At 69.7% G+C, this 15,912-nt stretch carries 13 protein-coding genes; 6 read left to right on the plus strand and 7 right to left on the minus strand.

All coding sequences use genetic code 11. The features are described 5' to 3' along the window. Positions 1-36: 36 nt before the first annotated feature. The 6 genes from DDZ14_RS01030 to DDZ14_RS01055 all read right to left on the minus strand — a co-directional run bounded on the left by DDZ14_RS01030 (position 37) and on the right by DDZ14_RS01055 (position 8,268). Positions 37-1,845: an ABC-F family ATP-binding cassette domain-containing protein gene (locus DDZ14_RS01030; RefSeq protein ID WP_109423077.1), complete on the minus strand. Its 1,809-nt coding sequence runs from the start codon at positions 1,843-1,845 to the stop codon at positions 37-39. Positions 1,846-2,004: 159 nt separating this feature from the next. Continuing rightward, on the minus strand, positions 2,005-3,165 hold the full coding sequence (locus tag DDZ14_RS01035) for a M20 aminoacylase family protein (RefSeq protein ID WP_109423078.1): 1,161 nt from the start codon (positions 3,163-3,165) through the stop codon (positions 2,005-2,007). Positions 3,166-3,244: 79 nt separating this feature from the next. After that, complete coding sequence (locus DDZ14_RS01040) at positions 3,245-4,531, minus strand: DUF3422 family protein (RefSeq protein WP_109423079.1); 1,287 nt, start codon at positions 4,529-4,531, stop codon at positions 3,245-3,247. A 133-nt stretch (positions 4,532-4,664) separates the two neighbouring features. Next, a complete protein-coding gene (locus tag DDZ14_RS01045; protein WP_109423080.1) occupies positions 4,665-6,107 on the minus strand; it encodes an NAD(P)(+) transhydrogenase (Re/Si-specific) subunit beta in 1,443 nt (480 codons plus the stop codon). Positions 6,108-6,123: 16 nt separating this feature from the next. Then, positions 6,124-7,698: a Re/Si-specific NAD(P)(+) transhydrogenase subunit alpha gene (locus DDZ14_RS01050; protein ID WP_109423081.1), complete on the minus strand. Its 1,575-nt coding sequence runs from the start codon at positions 7,696-7,698 to the stop codon at positions 6,124-6,126. A gap of 117 nt (positions 7,699-7,815) precedes the next feature. After that, a complete protein-coding gene (locus DDZ14_RS01055; RefSeq protein ID WP_233252426.1) occupies positions 7,816-8,268 on the minus strand; it encodes an isoprenylcysteine carboxylmethyltransferase family protein in 453 nt (150 codons plus the stop codon). Positions 8,269-8,395: 127 nt separating this feature from the next. Between DDZ14_RS01055 and DDZ14_RS01060 the strand changes: the two genes are divergently transcribed. The 6 genes from DDZ14_RS01060 to DDZ14_RS01085 all read left to right on the plus strand — a co-directional run bounded on the left by DDZ14_RS01060 (position 8,396) and on the right by DDZ14_RS01085 (position 13,862). Then, the gene (locus DDZ14_RS01060; protein WP_109423083.1) at positions 8,396-9,163 is read left to right on the plus strand and encodes an SDR family NAD(P)-dependent oxidoreductase; all 768 of its coding nucleotides are present in this window, start codon (positions 8,396-8,398) and stop codon (positions 9,161-9,163) included. A gap of 5 nt (positions 9,164-9,168) precedes the next feature. Beyond that, positions 9,169-9,648, plus strand: a complete 480-nt coding sequence (locus DDZ14_RS01065) for a GNAT family N-acetyltransferase (RefSeq protein ID WP_109423084.1) — start codon at positions 9,169-9,171, stop codon at positions 9,646-9,648. A gap of 157 nt (positions 9,649-9,805) precedes the next feature. Next, positions 9,806-10,270, plus strand: a complete 465-nt coding sequence (locus tag DDZ14_RS01070; protein ID WP_109423085.1) for a (2Fe-2S)-binding protein — start codon at positions 9,806-9,808, stop codon at positions 10,268-10,270. A 1-nt stretch (position 10,271) separates the two neighbouring features. Beyond that, a complete protein-coding gene (locus DDZ14_RS01075) occupies positions 10,272-12,509 on the plus strand; it encodes a xanthine dehydrogenase family protein molybdopterin-binding subunit (protein WP_109423086.1) in 2,238 nt (745 codons plus the stop codon). Between the two features lie 76 nt (positions 12,510-12,585). Further along, positions 12,586-13,293: a Crp/Fnr family transcriptional regulator gene (locus DDZ14_RS01080; RefSeq protein WP_109423087.1), complete on the plus strand. Its 708-nt coding sequence runs from the start codon at positions 12,586-12,588 to the stop codon at positions 13,291-13,293. Next, positions 13,290-13,862 (plus strand): DUF4202 domain-containing protein, encoded by a 573-nt coding sequence (locus DDZ14_RS01085; protein ID WP_109423088.1) that lies wholly within the window; start codon positions 13,290-13,292, stop codon positions 13,860-13,862. The genes DDZ14_RS01080 and DDZ14_RS01085 overlap by 4 nt, the downstream gene beginning before the upstream one ends. Positions 13,863-13,972: 110 nt before the next feature. Here the strand turns inward: DDZ14_RS01085 and DDZ14_RS01090 are convergent, their stop codons facing one another. After that, positions 13,973-15,910 carry a nitric oxide reductase activation protein NorD gene (locus tag DDZ14_RS01090; RefSeq protein ID WP_109423089.1) on the minus strand — a complete coding sequence of 646 codons (1,938 nt, stop codon included), beginning with the start codon at positions 15,908-15,910 and terminating at the stop codon, positions 13,973-13,975. Between the last annotated feature and the right edge of the window lie 2 nt (positions 15,911-15,912).

Raw genomic sequence — 15,912 nt, forward strand, 5'->3', positions numbered from 1 at the left:
TCTGACGCCCGCGCCGCGGCGGGGCCTTGACCTGGATCATGCGCATTCGGCTTTCTCGGCCAGGGTCAGCCAGTCCTCCTCGGCTTTGGCGAGCGCCTCCTGTCGCTGTGCCAGCGCCTCGGTTGCCTTGCCGAATTTCGCAGGCTCACGCCGGTAGAGGTCCGGATCCGACAGGACCGCCTCCAGTTTCGCGATCTCCGCCTCAAGCCGCGCGATCTCATCCGGCAGACGCTCCAGCCGGTGCTGCTCGGTATAGCTGAGCCCGGACTTCCCGGCGCGTTTCTCCGGACGCGGACGTTTCGGCTTCTCGGCCGGAGCCGGGCCAGGTTCGTCCGGCGCGCCGCGCTGCGCGCGGTAGTCACTCCAGCCGCCGGCATAGACCGTGGCACGCCCGTCGCCCTCCATCGCCACGGTCGTGGTGGCGACGCGGTCCAGGAAATCGCGGTCGTGGCTGACCAGAAGCACGGTGCCGGGATAGTCGCCCAGGATATCCTGAAGCAGGTCGAGCGTCTCCACGTCCAGATCGTTGGTCGGCTCGTCGAGGACCAGCAGATTGCTTTCGGCGGCCATGATCCGCGCCAGCAGGAGCCGCGCCTTCTCGCCGCCCGAGAGCGCGCGCACCGGCGCCCGCGCCTGGCGCTCGTCGAAGAGAAAATCCTTCAGATATCCCACCACATGGCGCGGCTGGCCGCGCACCATCACCTGATCGGCCTTGCCCGCCACCCGCATCGCCTTGTCGCCGGTCAGGCTCTCCCAGAGCGTGGCGTCGGGGTCGAGCGCGGCGCGGTTCTGGTCGAAGACCGCGATTCCGAGATTCGTGCCCAGTTCCACCGATCCGGTATCGGGTGCCATCTCGCCGGTCAGCAGCTTCAGGAGCGTGGTCTTGCCGGCGCCGTTGGGGCCGACCAGCGCCACCCGCTCGCCGCGCCGGATGCGGATCGAGAAGTCGCGCAGGATCACGTGCTCCCCGAACCGTTTCGAGATGCCGCGCGCCTCGATCACCCGCTTGCCGCTCCGGGGGCCCGCCTCCAGCGCCATCGCCGCAGCGCCCTGCCGGGCGATCATCGCGGCACGTTCGGCGCGCATGTCCCGGAGCGCCCGCAGGCGCCCCTGGTTGCGCTTGCGCCGCGCGCTGATGCCCTCCACCGCCCAGCGGGCCTCGGACTTGATCCTGCGCTCCAGCTTGTGGCGGTTCTCGTCTTCCTCGGCCCAGAGCTTGTCGCGCCAGTCCTCGAACCCCTCGAACCCCGCCTCGCGCCGGCGTACCGCTCCCCTGTCGATCCAGAGCGTGGCGCGCGTCAGCGCCTTGAGAAACGCCCGGTCATGCGAGATCAGCACGAAGGCGCGCCGGGTCTCGGCAAGCTGCGCCTCGAGCCAGGTGATCCCCTCGATATCCAGATGGTTGGTGGGTTCGTCGAGCAGCATCAGCTCCGGCGCCTCCGCCAGCAACCGCGCCAGCGCCGCGCGCCGCCGCTCCCCGCCCGAGGCCGTCGCCGTATCCGTCGCGGGGTCGAATTTCAGCCCTTCGGCAGCCATCTCCACCCGGTAGGTCTCGCCCGGCTCCAGCCCGGCGGCGGCGAAATCACCCAGCGTGGCGAAGCCTGCGAGGTTGGGATGCTGCTCCATGTAGCCCACCGAGGTTCCGGGCGAGAGCACCCGCGCGCCGGTATCGGGCTCCACGAGCCCGGCCATGATCTTCATCAGCGTGGACTTGCCCGAGCCGTTGCGGCCCACCAGCGCCACCCGGTCGCCGGGCTGCACCACCAGGTCGAGCCCGGCGAAGAGCGGCTCGCCCCCGAAGGTGAGCGAAATGTCCGAAAGCTGGAGAAGCGGTGCGCGTGCCATGGCCCTTCCGCTACTAGCGCGCCGCGCCGGGGTCAATCCTCGGCCGCCGCGCACTTGTCACATGCCGATTGCGCTCCGCCCCCTCGAGGGGGTGGCCGGGTGGGGGCCGACGCTCATCTCCTGCTCCCGGCATGGGGGCGCCGCGGGGGCGCGGGGGCCTCACGCGGGCATCGCCGTCTCGACGATCTCCGCCCACCAGGACGCGCCGGCGGGGATCGCCTCGTCGTTGAAGTTGTATTCCGGGTGATGGACCATCGCCCCCGGTCCGTTACCCACCAGGATATAGGCGCCGGGCCGGGCGTTGAGCATGTATGCGAAATCCTCGCCCCCCATGATCAGCGGCGCCTCGCCGCAGTCGCCCGCGACCTTGCGCGCCACCTCGGCGGCAAACGCGGTCTGCGCCTCGGCATTGCGCATCACCGGGTAGCCCGGCATGTAATTCACCTCCGCGACCGCGCCGAACGTGGCCGCGGTGCCCTCGGCGATGGCGCGGAGCCGCTCGGCGGCCTGCGCGCGCACGCCTTCGTCGAGCGAGCGGATTGTGCCCTTCAGATGCACCCGCGCCGGGATCACGTTGAAGGCGGTCGAGGAGGTCTGGAAACTGGTGATCGAGACCACGACCTGCTCGGTCGGGTCCACGTTGCGGCTGGCGATGGATTGCAGCGCCAGAACCAGGTGGCTGGCCGCCAGCGTGGGGTCGATCGTCTCATGCGGCTTGGCGGCATGCCCGCCCTTGCCGTTGAGCGTGATCTCGAACTGGTCGGTGGCGGCAAAGAACGGCCCGGGCCGGATCGCGAAACGGCCCAGCTCCAGCCCCGGCCAGTTGTGCATGCCATAAACCTCCTGGATGCTGAAACGCTCCATCAGCCCGTCCTCGACCATCTCGCGCCCGCCGCCGCCGCCTTCCTCGGCGGGCTGGAAGATCACCACGGCGGTGCCGTCGAAATTGCGCGTCTCGGCCAGGTATTTCGCCGCCCCCAGCAGCATCGCCGTGTGCCCGTCATGACCGCAGGCATGCATCATTCCCTGCACGGTGGAGGCATAGGGCAGCCCGGTCGCCTCCTCGATGGGCAGCGCGTCCATGTCGGCGCGTAGCCCCACCACCTTGCCCGAGCGGTCGCTGCGGCCGCGGATCACGCCCACGACGCCGACGCGGCCGATGCCCGTCACCACCTCGTCGCACCCGAAGCCGCGCAGCTTCTCGGCCACGATCCCCGCGGTGCGGTGCGTCTCGAACAGCAGTTCGGGATTGGCGTGCAGGTCGCGCCGCCATTCGGTGATTTCGTCATGCATCTCCGCCAGGCGGTTCTTGATCGGCATGGTTCGGTTCCTTTCACCCCTTGGGCAGAGAGTGGGTCGCCCCCCACGCCCCGTCAAGCACTCACGTCCAGGCGTTCTTTCAGTGGACTGCCTTGCGGATGCGCCGCACGATCAGCCAGACGACCAGCACCACCGGCAGCGTCAGGACCGCCGTGACCCCCGGCTTGTCGAGCCCGACCGCACCTTTCGCGAAGGGCGCCACGACATAGCTGGCCAGGTTCACCGCGTAGTAGCTGACCGCCACCACCGACAGCCCCTCCACCGTCTTTTGCAGGCGCAGTTGCGCGTCAGCGCGCCGGTCCATGCTTTCCAGCAGCTTCTGGTTCTGCGCCGAGCGTTCCACATCCACCCGCGTCCGGAGCAGATCGGCCGCCCGCGCCGCGCGTTCGGTCAGGTTGGTCAGCCGGTCGCGGGCCGAAGCGCAGGTGCGTATCGCCGGGTCGAAGCGGCGCATCATGAATTCGCGGAAGGTCTGGCGGCCCTGGAATCGCGCCTCGCGCAGCACCTCGATGCGCTGGCCGACGATCGCCGAATAGGCTTCGGTCGCGGCGAAGCGGTAGCCGTGGCGTGCCGCCATGTGCTCCAGTTCGGCCGAGACCTCCAAAAGCGCGTGCAGCGCCTCCTCAGCCTCCGCCTCATGCGCCGAGAGGCTGTCCACCAGTTCCGCAAGGCGCTCCTCCAGCCCGTTCATGCGCCCGCCCAAATCGCGCGCCACCGGAAGGCCCAGCATCGACATGGTCTTGTAGGTCTCGATCTCGGTCAGGCGCTGCACCACGCGGCCGATCCGCCGCTGCCCCGTGGTCGCGGGCACGAAGACGGCGATGCGGCTGTGGCCGGTCGCGTCGATGCGGAAATCCGTGGCGATCACCGCCGAGCCGTCGAGCACCCGGCTGATGGCCAGGCTTTCGGCCTCGAACCATTCCGCGATACGCCGCGCGATCGCATCCTCGTCGCCGTCATGGACCTCCACCCGCACCAGGGCCGAGACCAGCCGCTTTCCCGGCGCATGTTCCAGCCAGTCCTCGGGGAAGACCTCGAAGGCCGCGGGGTCGAAGGGCGCATCCTTGGTGCCCTCCACGAAGACCGTGTAGGTCATGAACTCGGTATGGCATTCCCATTTGACCCGGTGCCGGCCGAGCTGTCCGAAGTAATGCGTGGCCTCCGGCCCCGGATGGCTGGAGCCGAACCTGTCGAGAAGCGCGATCAGATGCGCGCGGTCCTGCCCGCGGTCGCGCCCGGCGGCGTTCTCGGCCCGCTTGATGGCCAGGAAGACCGCGTGGCACGGCGCCGCGAGCACCGGGAAGGGCCGCGCGTGAAGCTCCTGCGACAGCGCGTAGCGCCGGGGATAGTCTTCGATCGGGGTCACGCTCGGGCTCTCCTGTTGTCTCTGCGCGGGGGGCGGGTCCGGTCGGCATGGAACTGTATACCGGAGCCCCCTGAAATGACGAAGCCCCGGCATTCTGGCCGGGGCTTCTATCCGTCGGTTTGTCGCCCCGTGCCTATTCGATAAGCGACAGAAGCTTGTCCAGCGACGCCTTCGCGTCGCCGTAATACATCCGCGTGTTCTCCTTGAAGAAGAGCGGGTTCTCGATGCCTGAATAGCCCGTACCCTGCCCGCGCTTGGAGACGAAGACGGTCTTGGCTTTCCAGACCTCCAGCACCGGCATTCCGGCGATGGGGCTGTTGGGATCGTCCTGCGCCGCCGGATTGACGATGTCGTTGGAGCCGATGATGATCGCTACGTCGGTGTCCGGGAAATCGCCGTTGATCTCGTCCATCTCCAGCACGATGTCATAGGGCACCTTGGCCTCGGCCAGCAGCACGTTCATATGCCCCGGCAGGCGGCCCGCGACGGGATGGATGGCGAACCGCACCTTCTTGCCCTTGGCGCGCAGCTTGCGGGTCAGTTCGCTGACCGACTGCTGCGCCTGCGCCACGGCCATCCCGTAGCCCGGAACGATGATCACGCTGTCGGCCTCCTCCAGCGCCTGCGCGACGCCGTCGGCCTCGATGGCGACCTGCTCGCCCTCGATATCCGCCGCCGGGCCCGTGCTGCCGCCGAAGCCGCCCAGGATCACATTGACGAACTTGCGGTTCATCGCCTTGCACATGATGTAGCTCAGGATCGCACCCGACGAGCCCACCAGCGCGCCGGTCACGATCAGCAGGTCGTTGCTGAGCGTGAAGCCGATGGCCGCCGCGGCCCAGCCCGAATAGGAGTTCAGCATCGACACCACAACCGGCATGTCGGCCCCGCCGATGCCCATGATCAGGTGCCAGCCGATGAAGAAGGCGAAGGCCGCGATCAGGATCAGCGTCCACATGCCCGCGCCGCTGAAATAGCCGATCGCCAGTACCACACAGGCCGCCAGTGACAGCGCATTGAGCGCGTGGCCGCCGGGGTATTGCGTGGGCTTGCCGTCGATCTTGCCCGCCAGCTTGCCGAAAGCCACGACCGAGCCGGTGAAGGTCACAGCGCCGATGAAGACGCCCAGCACCACCTCGATCTGCAGGAAGGTGATCTCGGCCGGGGTCTTCTTGGCCACCGTCGCGGCGAAGGCCGAGAAGCCCTCGCCGCCCGCGCCCGCGGCCTTGGCCGCCGCGACGCGCAGACGTTCCATCTCGGCGTTGAAGCCCACGAAGACCGCCGCGAGACCCACGAAGGAATGCAGCGCGGCCACGAGCTGCGGCATCTCCGTCATGGCGACCCGCTTGGCCACGATGGCGCCGATCACGGCGCCCAGTGCCATCATCGGGATCATCAGCCAGAATTTCCCGATCCCCGGCCCGAAGGCGGTGAAGACCACGGCCACACCCATGCCGACGATCCCGTACCAGACCGCGCGCTTGGCGCTTTCCTGATTGCTCAGCCCCCCCAGCGAAAGGATGAAGAGAACACTGGCCGCAATGGCTGCGGCGGTGACGAATTCCTGTCCGAACATCGCGCTCTCCCGCCGCTCAGGATTTCTGGAACATCGCGAGCATCCGGCGCGTGACCAGGAAGCCCCCGACAATGTTGATCGACGCGATCAGGACCGAGATCGCGGCCAGGATCACGACCAGCGCGCCGCCCGAGCCGATCTGCAGCACCGCGCCCAGCACGATGATGCCCGAGATCGCGTTGGTCACCGACATGAGCGGCGTGTGCAGCGCGTGGCTGACGTTCCAGATCACCTGGAAACCGATGAAACAGGCCAGCACGAAGACGATGAAATGCTGCATGAAGCTGGGCGGGGCGACCTGCCCCAGCAGCAGCATCAGCACACCGCCCGCGGCCAGCATCCCGACCTGCCGGCGGGTGTCGGCCCGGAAGGCGGCGAGCTCCTGCGCGCGCTTTTCCTGAGGCGTCGGCACCTTCGCCGGCTCCTTCTTGGGGGCCGCGGCGATGGCCTGCACCTTGGGCGGCGGCGGCGGGAAGGTAATCTCGCCCGCATGGGTCACCGTGGCGCCGCGGATCACGTCGTCCTCCATGTCATGCACGACCTTGCCGTCCTTTTCGGGCGTCAGGTCGGTCATCATGTGGCGGACATTCGTGGCGTAGAGCGTCGAGGACTGCGTTGCCATCCGGCTGGGGAAATCGGTGTAACCGATGATCGTCACGCCATTGTCGGTGACGATCTTGTCGTCCTTGACCGTCAGCTTGCAATTGCCGCCCTTCTCGGCCGCCAGATCGACGATGACCGAACCGCGCTTCATGGATTTCACCATGTCCTCGGTCCAGAGTTCCGGCGCCTCACGGTTGGGGATCAGCGCGGTGGTGATGAGGATATCGACCTCCGGCGCCAGTTCGCGGAACTTGGCAAGCTGCGCCTCGCGGAACTCGGGGGACGAGACCGAGGCATAACCGCCGGTCGAGGACCCGTCCTGCTGCTCCTCCTCGAAATCGAGATAGACGAATTCGGCGCCCATGCTCTCGACCTGCTCGGCCACTTCGGGGCGGACGTCGAAGGCCAGCGTGACCGCGCCCAGGCTCGTGGAGGTGCCGATCGCGGCCAGCCCCGCGACGCCCGCGCCGACGATCAGGACCCTGGCCGGCGGCACCTTGCCCGCGGCGGTGATCTGGCCGGTGAAGAAACGGCCGAAATTGTTGCTCGCCTCGATCACCGCGCGATAGCCCGCGATATTGGCCATCGAGCTCAGCGCGTCCATCTTCTGGGCGCGCGAGATCCGGGGCACCATGTCCATCGCGATCACGCTGGCGCTGCGCGACTTGCACAATTCGAGAAGCGTCTCGTTCTGGGCCGGCCAGAAGAAGGAGATCAGCAACTGCCCCTCGCGCAGGCGCTTGGCCTCGGTGTCGGTCGGCGGCTGCACTTTCGCCACCACGTCGCAGGCCTTCCAGAGCGCCGCCGGCGTCTTGATGATCTCGACGCCCGCCTCCTTGTAGGCCGCGTCCGAGAATCCCGCCGCGGTGCCCGCGCCCGCCTCGATCGCACAATCAAAACCCAGCTTCTGCAATTGAAGCGCCGAGTCCGGCGTCATGGCGACCCGCGCCTCGCCCTTCGCAACTTCCTTGGGTGTCCCGATTTTCACGTCAATTCTCTCCCATCTTCCCCGAAATGGTCGTTTTTGGCCCCGGAAATGCCGGGGCAGGCCTCTTTAAACGTGTTTTGGCGCCGCGGCAACAGTCACCTTCGTGGCATGCGACAATCATAACCAGCGGTGCACCCGCGCCATATACGCCTCCGCCGCGGGTCCGAAATTCTCGATCAGGCCGCGCTCTTCCCCGCGGATGAAGCGGCGCGAGATCACCGCGCCGAAGACGGGGACAAGCACCAGCGACGGCAGCGCGTCCCACAGAAAACAGAGCCCCGCAAGCACCAGTGTGTCTCCCAGATAGATCGGATTGCGCGTGACGCGATACACGCCCGTGTCGATCAGGTCGCGCGGCCTCTGGCGCGGCACGATCGTGGTGCGGTGGCGCAGAAACTCTAACCCTGCCAGCCCCATCAGCCCGACGCCACCGCAGATCAGCGCCCAGCCCATCACGGCCGCCCATGGCCCCGGCAGCCCGACGCCCAGGATCCGGCCCTGCGCCCAGACCAGCGCGGCGAAGCCGGCAAGCCAGACGGGCGGCAGATCGAACGGTCTGATCAGTCTCAATGGCAGGCGCTCCGAAACGCATCTTCGTGCCGACTGTCCGACAGAACGCCGCCCGCGTCCAGTGCCCCTTGCGGCAGGCCGCGCATCGCGCCAGCATGGGCGCGCGGAAGCAACGGAAAGGACGATCATGGAGGGCGGGTTTCTCGACGGGCGGCACGCGCTTGTCACCGGTGGTGGCAGCGGTATAGGCGCCGCGATCGCGCGCGCGCTCGCAGAGGCCGGGGCCGAGGTGACCGTCACCGGGCGGCGCGCCGGGGCGCTCGAGGCCCTGGCAGCGGCAGGCACGGGCCTGCACCCGCAGGTCATGGACGTCACCGACGAGACCAGCGTCGCCGCCGCCACCGCCGCCGCAGTCGCCGCGCGCGGCCCGGTCGCGATCCATGTCGCAAATGCCGGCATCGCCGAGGGCGCCGCGATCCACAAGACCGGGCTCGCGGACTGGCGCCGGATCATGGCCACCAATCTCGATGGCGCGTTCCTGTCGATTCGCGAGAGCCTGCGCACGATGCGTGGCGGCGATTGGGGGCGGGTCATCGCGGTCAGTTCCATCGCCGGGCTGCGCGGGCTGAAAGGCGCCGCCGCCTACAGCGCCTCCAAGCACGGCATGGTCGGGCTGATCCGCGGGCTCGCGGCGGATTACGCAGGCGGCCCGATCACCTTCAACGCGCTCTGCCCGGGCTATGTGGATACCGATATCGTGACCCGCAACAGCGCCTCCATTGCCATACGCACCGGCCTGACCGAGACCGAGGCCCGCGCCGCCATGATCGCCCGGAACGCGCACGGCCGGCTGATCGCCCCCGACGAGATCGCCCGCGCCGCGCTCTGGCTCTGCGGTCCCGGCTCCGGGAGTGTGAACGGCCAGGCCATCGGGATCGCCGGCGGCGAGACCTGAGCCCGATGCGCCTGCGCAGATACCGCCCCGCCGACGCAGCGCCCGCCTATGCGCTCTTTCGGCGCGCCGTGCATAAAGGCGCCGCCGCCGCCTATTCGGCCGAGGAACGCCGCGCCTGGGCGCCGGACCGGGAAATGCCCGCGGACTGGCCCGCGCGGCTCGGCGCGCATATCACCTGGCTGGCCTTTCACCGCCACCGGCTGGCGGGGTTCATGACGCTGGCCCGCGACGGCCATCTCGATCTGGCCTATGTCGCGCCCGAGGCGATGGGACGCGGCGTGGCCGACGCGCTCTATGCCCGGCTGGAGGCCGAGGCCCGCGCCCGCGGCCTGCCCGTGCTCGATACCGCCGCGAGCCATCTCGCGCGGTCCTTCTTCCTGCGCCACGGCTGGCAGGTCGCCGCGCGCCAGAGCGTCATCCGAAACGGCGTCGCGCTGACGAATTTCCGCATGGAAAAATGCCTCGCCCCGCCCGACGGCGGCTGACCTGCACCCCCCGCCCCCTTCTTCTTGCTCCAAATATCCCTGGGGGTGCGGGGGCTGGCCCCCGCCCGCACCCGCCGCAGGCTGCATACGGCGCTTTCCTTTCGTGCCACGGCTGCTACAATCTGAACCGAACGGTTCGGATTTCAGGGAGGCTGCCATGGCCCACAGACTGACCATCAACGGCGAGACGCAGGAGATCGACCTGCCGGGCGAGGTGCCGCTGCTCTGGGCGCTGCGCGACGGGCTGGGGCTGACGGGCACGAAATTCGGCTGCGGCATCGCCGCCTGCGGCGCCTGCACGGTGCACGTGGACGGCGAGGCCGCGCGCGCCTGCCAGTTACCCATTTCCGATGTCCGGGGGCCGGTCACCACGATCGAGGGGCTCGGCCGCCCCGGCGCGCTGGCCGCGATCCAGACCGCCTGGGTCGAACACCAGGTCGCGCAATGCGGCTATTGCCAGTCCGGCCAGATCATGCAGGCCGCGGCGCTGCTGTCGCAAAATCCCGACCCCACCGATGCCGAGATCGACGAGGCGATGGCCGGCAATCTCTGCCGCTGCGGCACCTATCCGCGCATCCGCGCCGCGATCAAGACCGCCGCACAGGCGATGAAGGGGGCCTGAGATGTCTAAACTGGGCAAGATCACCCGCCGCGGCTTCCTCGTCACCGCCGCCGCCGTCGCGGGCGGCGTGGCCTTCATGGTCTGGCAGGACCGCAAGCCGGTCGCCAACCCGCTCGCGCCCGAAGGCGACGCGGTGGCGCTCAACCCATGGCTCGTCATCGACGCCGAGGGCGTGACCATCGTCACCCCGCGCGCCGAGATGGGACAGGGCACCCAGACCACCCTGGCCGCGATGGTGGCCGAGGAACTGGACCTGGACTGGCAGGATATCCGCATCATGCACGGCCCGGCGTCCAAGAGCTACTATAACGGCGCGATCCTGGCCGCGGGCCTGCCCTTCCGCGACTACGCGCGCAGCGGCTGGAAGGAAAGCGTGGCGGACGCGACCGACGTGCTGGGCAAGCTCATGGGGCTTCAGGTCACCGGCGGATCGACCGCGATGATCGACGGGTTCGAGAAGATGCGCCATGCGGGCGCCGCGGCGCGCATCGTGCTGACCGAGGCCGCGGCGCGGCGGCTGGACCTGCCCGCCTCCGACCTGAGGACCGAGGCGGGCCATGTCGTCGCGCCCGACGGCACCCGCCTGGCCTATACCGACCTGGCCGCGGACGCCGCCGGGATCGAGCCGCCGCGGGCGCCCGCGCTGCGCCCGGCCGCCGAATGGCGCTATCTGGGCCGCGACATGCCGCGCCTCGACATGGAGGCCAAGGCCACGGGCACCGCGGAGTTCGGCATCGACGTCCGGCTGCCGGACATGGTCTTCGCCACGGTGCGGATGACCCCGCATCTGGGCGGTGGCATGAAAGGCTTCGACGCCACCGCCGCGCGCGCCATGCCCGGCGTGATCGAGGTGATCGACCTTGGCACCGGCATCGCGGTCGTGGCCAGCAACACCTGGCTGGCCTTCCAGGCCGCCGAGGCGGTGGAGATCGACTGGGGTCCCGCCCCCTACCCCGCCAGCACGGCCGAGCAGTTCGACGTGATCGCCACCGCACTCGACGAGGCGCCCAACTCCACCCTGCGCGGCGATGGCGATGTGGAGGCCGCGCCGGGCACGCTGGTGGAGGCCGAGTATCGCGCGCCGTGGCTCGCCCATGCCACGATGGAGCCGATGAACGCCACCGCGCGGATGCAGGACGGCCGACTGGAGATCTGGTGCGGCAACCAGGCCCCGGTCATCACGGCCGAGAAATGCGCCGCTGCCGTCGGGCTGGAGCGCGCCGCCGTCACCGTCCACACGACCTTCCTGGGCGGCGGGTTCGGGCGGCGCGGAGAGACCGATTTCTCCACATATGCCGCGCGCATCGCGGCGGCCATGCCGGGACGCCCGGTCAAGGTCACATGGACCCGCGAGGAGGACATGCGCCACGACTTCTACCGGCCCGCCGGCGTGGCGCGGTTCCGCGGCAAGGTCGAGGGCGGCACCGCGACGGCGCTGGCCGGCGCCATCGCGGCGCCCTCGGTCACCCGGCAGGCGGGCTACCGCATGGCCGGAATCGCCGCGCCGGGCCCCGACAAGTCGCACGTGGACGGGGCCTTCGACCAGCCCTACGCGATCCCGAATTACCGGATCGATGGGCATCTGGCCGATCTCGACGTGCCGATCGGCTTCTGGCGCTCGGTCGGCTTCTCGCTCAACGGCTTCTTCCACGAAAGCTTCATCGACGAGCTGGCTCATGCGGCGGGCCGCGACCCGCTGGAGTTCCGGCTGGAGCTGATCCGCCCCGAACACGCGCCCTCGGCCAAGGTGCTGGAGGCGGTGCGCGAGATGTCCGGCTGGACCGGCAACACGCCTGCGGGCGTGGGCCGCGGCGTGGCCTTCTGCTATTCCTTCGGCACCGCGGTGGCACAGGTCGTCGAGGTCCGCGACAGCCCCGACGGCATCCGCATCGCAAATGCCTGGATCGCCTGCGATCCGGGGCTCGCGCTCGACCCGCGCAACATCCGCGCGCAGATGACCTCGGGGCTGATTTACGGCCTTTCCGCGGCGGCTTACGGCGAGATCACCTTCACCGGCGGCCGCGTCGATCAGGGCAATTTCCCCGATTACGAGGCGCTGCGCATGCACACCGCCCCCGCGGTGGAGGTGCGCGTGCTTGAAAACAACGCGCGCATGGGCGGTGTGGGCGAACCCGGCACGCCGCCCTCGATGCCCGCGCTGGCCAATGCGCTTTTCGATCTCACCGGCACCCGCGCACGGGAATTGCCGCTCAGCCGGAGTTTCGATCTGATGATCTGATCCGGTTCGGTCGCCCCGGCGAACCGCGTTGCATTTCGCGTCCATTGCCCCGACACTCGGGCAAGGGAGGGATCGCATGCTCAGCAAATCCGACGAGACGACGGCCCGCAGGTCGATCCTTCTGGGAACGATTCCGCCGGATATCGCCGACCAGTTGATGGGCCGCGCCCATGTGCGCGAGTTCGCGCGCGGCGAGACGATCTTCGTGCAGGAGGAGCACGCCCACAGCGTCTTCGTGGTGCTGGAAGGCTGGATCAAGCTCTACCGGATCGCCCAGAACGGCAGCGAGGCGGTGGTCGGGGTCTTCAAGTCCGGCGACAGTTTCGGCGAGGCGGTGGCCTTCCGCAACGACGCCTACCCGGTGACGGCGGAGGCGGTCTCCGATTGCAGGCTGCTGCAAATCCGCGCCGACATCGTGCTCGAGATGATGCGTTCGCGGCCGGAGATCTGCACCGCGATGCTGGCCGCAACCTTCCGCCACCTGCAGGAGCTGGTGCGCCAGATCGAGCAGCTCAAGGCGCGCTCCGGCGCGCAGCGCGTGGCCGAATTCATGCTGGAGCTCTGCCCGGTGGAGACCGGCGCCTGCACCGTGACGCTGCCTTTCGACAAGGTACTGCTGGCGGGTCGGCTGGGCATGAAGCCCGAAAGCCTCAGCCGCGCCTTCGGGAGGCTCAAGGGCGCCGGCGTTCAGATCAGCCGCGAGCGCGCTGCGATCGCGGATGTCGAACGGCTGCGCGACTATGCCGAACAGGACCGCGCCGAGGCCTGGAGCCGGGCGAGATGAGCGCCCGCCTGCGCACCGTGCTGGAGGCGATCGACGCCGCCAATGCCGCGGACCCGACGCTGGAACCCGATGGCGCGGGCGAAGCGCCCGCCGCGCTGCTCTACGGTCGGCGGATGTCCGCGGAACTGGCCGGGGTCGCGACCGATCCGCCGGAGGTTTTGCAGATCGCGGTGCGTGGCCAGCATATCGAGCGCTGGAAGCTGCCCCGCACGGACTTCCCCGAGGGCCGAGATGGCTATCTCGCCTGGCGGCGCGCGCAGGCCGCCGCCCATGCCGGGCGCGTGGCCGGGCTGATGGAGGATGCGGGCTACGACGCCGAAGACCAGGCGCGCGCGGGCCAGTTGCTGCGCAAGGAAGGCATCAAGCGCGACGCCGATGTGCAGATGCTCGAGGACGTGGCCTGCTTGGTCTTCCTGCGCTGGTATTTTGCCGATTTCGCCGCCCGGCACGACAGGGCGGCGGTGGCCCGCATCGCCGCCAGGACCGCGCGCAAGATGTCGCCCGAGGGCCGCGCGCGGGCGCAGGCGGAATTCGATCTGGGCGACCTCGCCGCGGCCTTCGCGCCATAAGCCTCATAGCAGCGGCGCGGGTTCGAGACCGGCAGGAAGCAGCAGACGGACCCCGATCACAAAGGTGATGCCGCACCGCCAGGCCGGCTCCGCGTCGGCGGGGACGGCCATCAAGCCACCAGGTGGCGGTAGATTTCGGGCAGCGCCTGGGTCAGCCGGTCGGGATGGGCCACGACCGAGAAGCCGCCGCGCCCGAAGATGCGCCCGAACCAGGCCTTGGAGCGGCTGTCGATGGTCACGGCGTGGACAGCATGGCCCGCGCGGCGCGCCTCGCGCACCGCCATGCGGCTGTCCTCGATGCCGTGGCGCCCTTCGTAATGGTCCAGATCGTTGGGCTTCCCGTCGGTGATGACCAGAAGCAGGCGGCGGCGGCGCGCCTCACGCGTGAGCCCGGCCGAGACATGGCGCAGCGCTGCCCCCAGCCGCGTGTAATGGCCCGGCCGCAGCGCCGCGATGCGGGCCTCCACAGCCGGGCCCATCGGCTCGCCGAACCCTTTGACGCGGCGCAGCCAGACGCGGTCCCGCCTGAGCGAGTTGAAGGCCGAGATCGCGCAATCGTCGCCCGCCGCGCTGAGCCCCCAGGCCAGCGCCACCAGCGCCTCGCGCTCGATGTCGATCACTGCGCGGCCGGTCACCGCGCTTTCGGTGGAGCGCGAGATGTCGAGCAGGATCGACACCGCCAGATCACGCGCCTCGTGCCGCGCGGCGCGCCAGATGCAACCTGAGCCCTGCCCGGTGGCCAGCAGGTCGGCACGGGCGCGCACCGCGGCATCCAGGTCGATCTCCTCGCCATCTGGCTGTCCGGGCAGCATGACCCGCGCGGGGCGCAGTGCCTCGAACTGACGGCGCACCGCGCGGATGCGCCGCGCGGCACGCGGATCGGGCGGCGGCGGGGTTTCCAGCGCCTCGGCCGGGCTGTCGAGCACCCGCGCATGGCCGGCCAGATAACAGCCCGCCCGCGCATCCCATTCCGGGTAGACATGGATACCGGAAATCCGTTCCAGGTCAGCCTCTTGCGGGGCAAGGTCGAGATGCAGCTTTAACCGTGCGGCGGGGGCTTTGGAGATCTGCGCCAGGGCGATCTCGTCGGCGTCCCGCGCGGCTTTCTGCGCGTTGCCGGGATCGTCGTCATCGACCCGGCGGTTGAGGTTCAGGAATTCCGCGAAGCTCAGGATCGCCTCGAACTTGTGCAGGATCAGGCTGTCGCGCCGTTCCGGTCCGTCGGCCTTTCGGCGGCGCGCCTTCTTCTGGAGCGCCTCCTCCGCGGCCTCGGGCGCCCCGTCCGGTGCCTCGCCCGACGCATCGGGGCGCGCGCCATGCTCGAAGGGGCGCAGATCGGGCCAGAGCGGCACCGGCAGGAACGTGCGGTAGCCGCGCGGCGCGCACGGCACCTCCCCCGCCTCGGCGTCTTCCAGCGCGAACCAGAGCCGCGCGCCCTCGCCCGTCCGGGGCCGTTCCGCGCCCAGAAGATGCAGGATCACCCCCTCGACCCCGGCTTCAATGGCCGGCAAGGCGCGCCGGGGCCGACCCGCGCGCAAGGCGCCGCAGAGCTCGCTATGAAGTCCCGTCAGGCCCGGACAGTCCTCCAGCACCGCCCGCGTCGCCGCGCGCGCGGCGCGCAACGCGGCCAGGTCGCGGGCCAGCGGATCGGCGGGCAGAGCGGCGGGCGCCCCGGCCCGCGCGGCCATCGCCGCCAGCCACAGATAGAGCGCCCCATTGGCGGCACGCATGGGAAAGACCGTCAGGCGCGGCGGCAGGCGCAGCGCGGCGCCGTCGAAACTGGCGCGCGCCAACCGCTCCTCGGCCACGCCCAGACGGCGGCGCTGCGTCAGGCGATGCGTGCTGACCTCGGCGGCGGCGGGCCGGATCTCCACCGACCCGGCGCCGCCCAGGCCGCGAAAGAAGACCGCCAGCCGCCCGCCGATCTCGGAGAGATCGACCGCGGCCTCCTCATGCGTCTCGGGCGCATCGAGGCGGCTGGCGAAGGCATGCCACAGTTTCCCGACAGTTTCCTCGGGTTCCCATGGCTCGAGATCGATCCCGCCCATCG

This window comes from Maritimibacter sp. 55A14 (assembly GCF_003122205.1).
Classification (GTDB): Bacteria; Pseudomonadota; Alphaproteobacteria; order Rhodobacterales; family Rhodobacteraceae; genus QEYE01.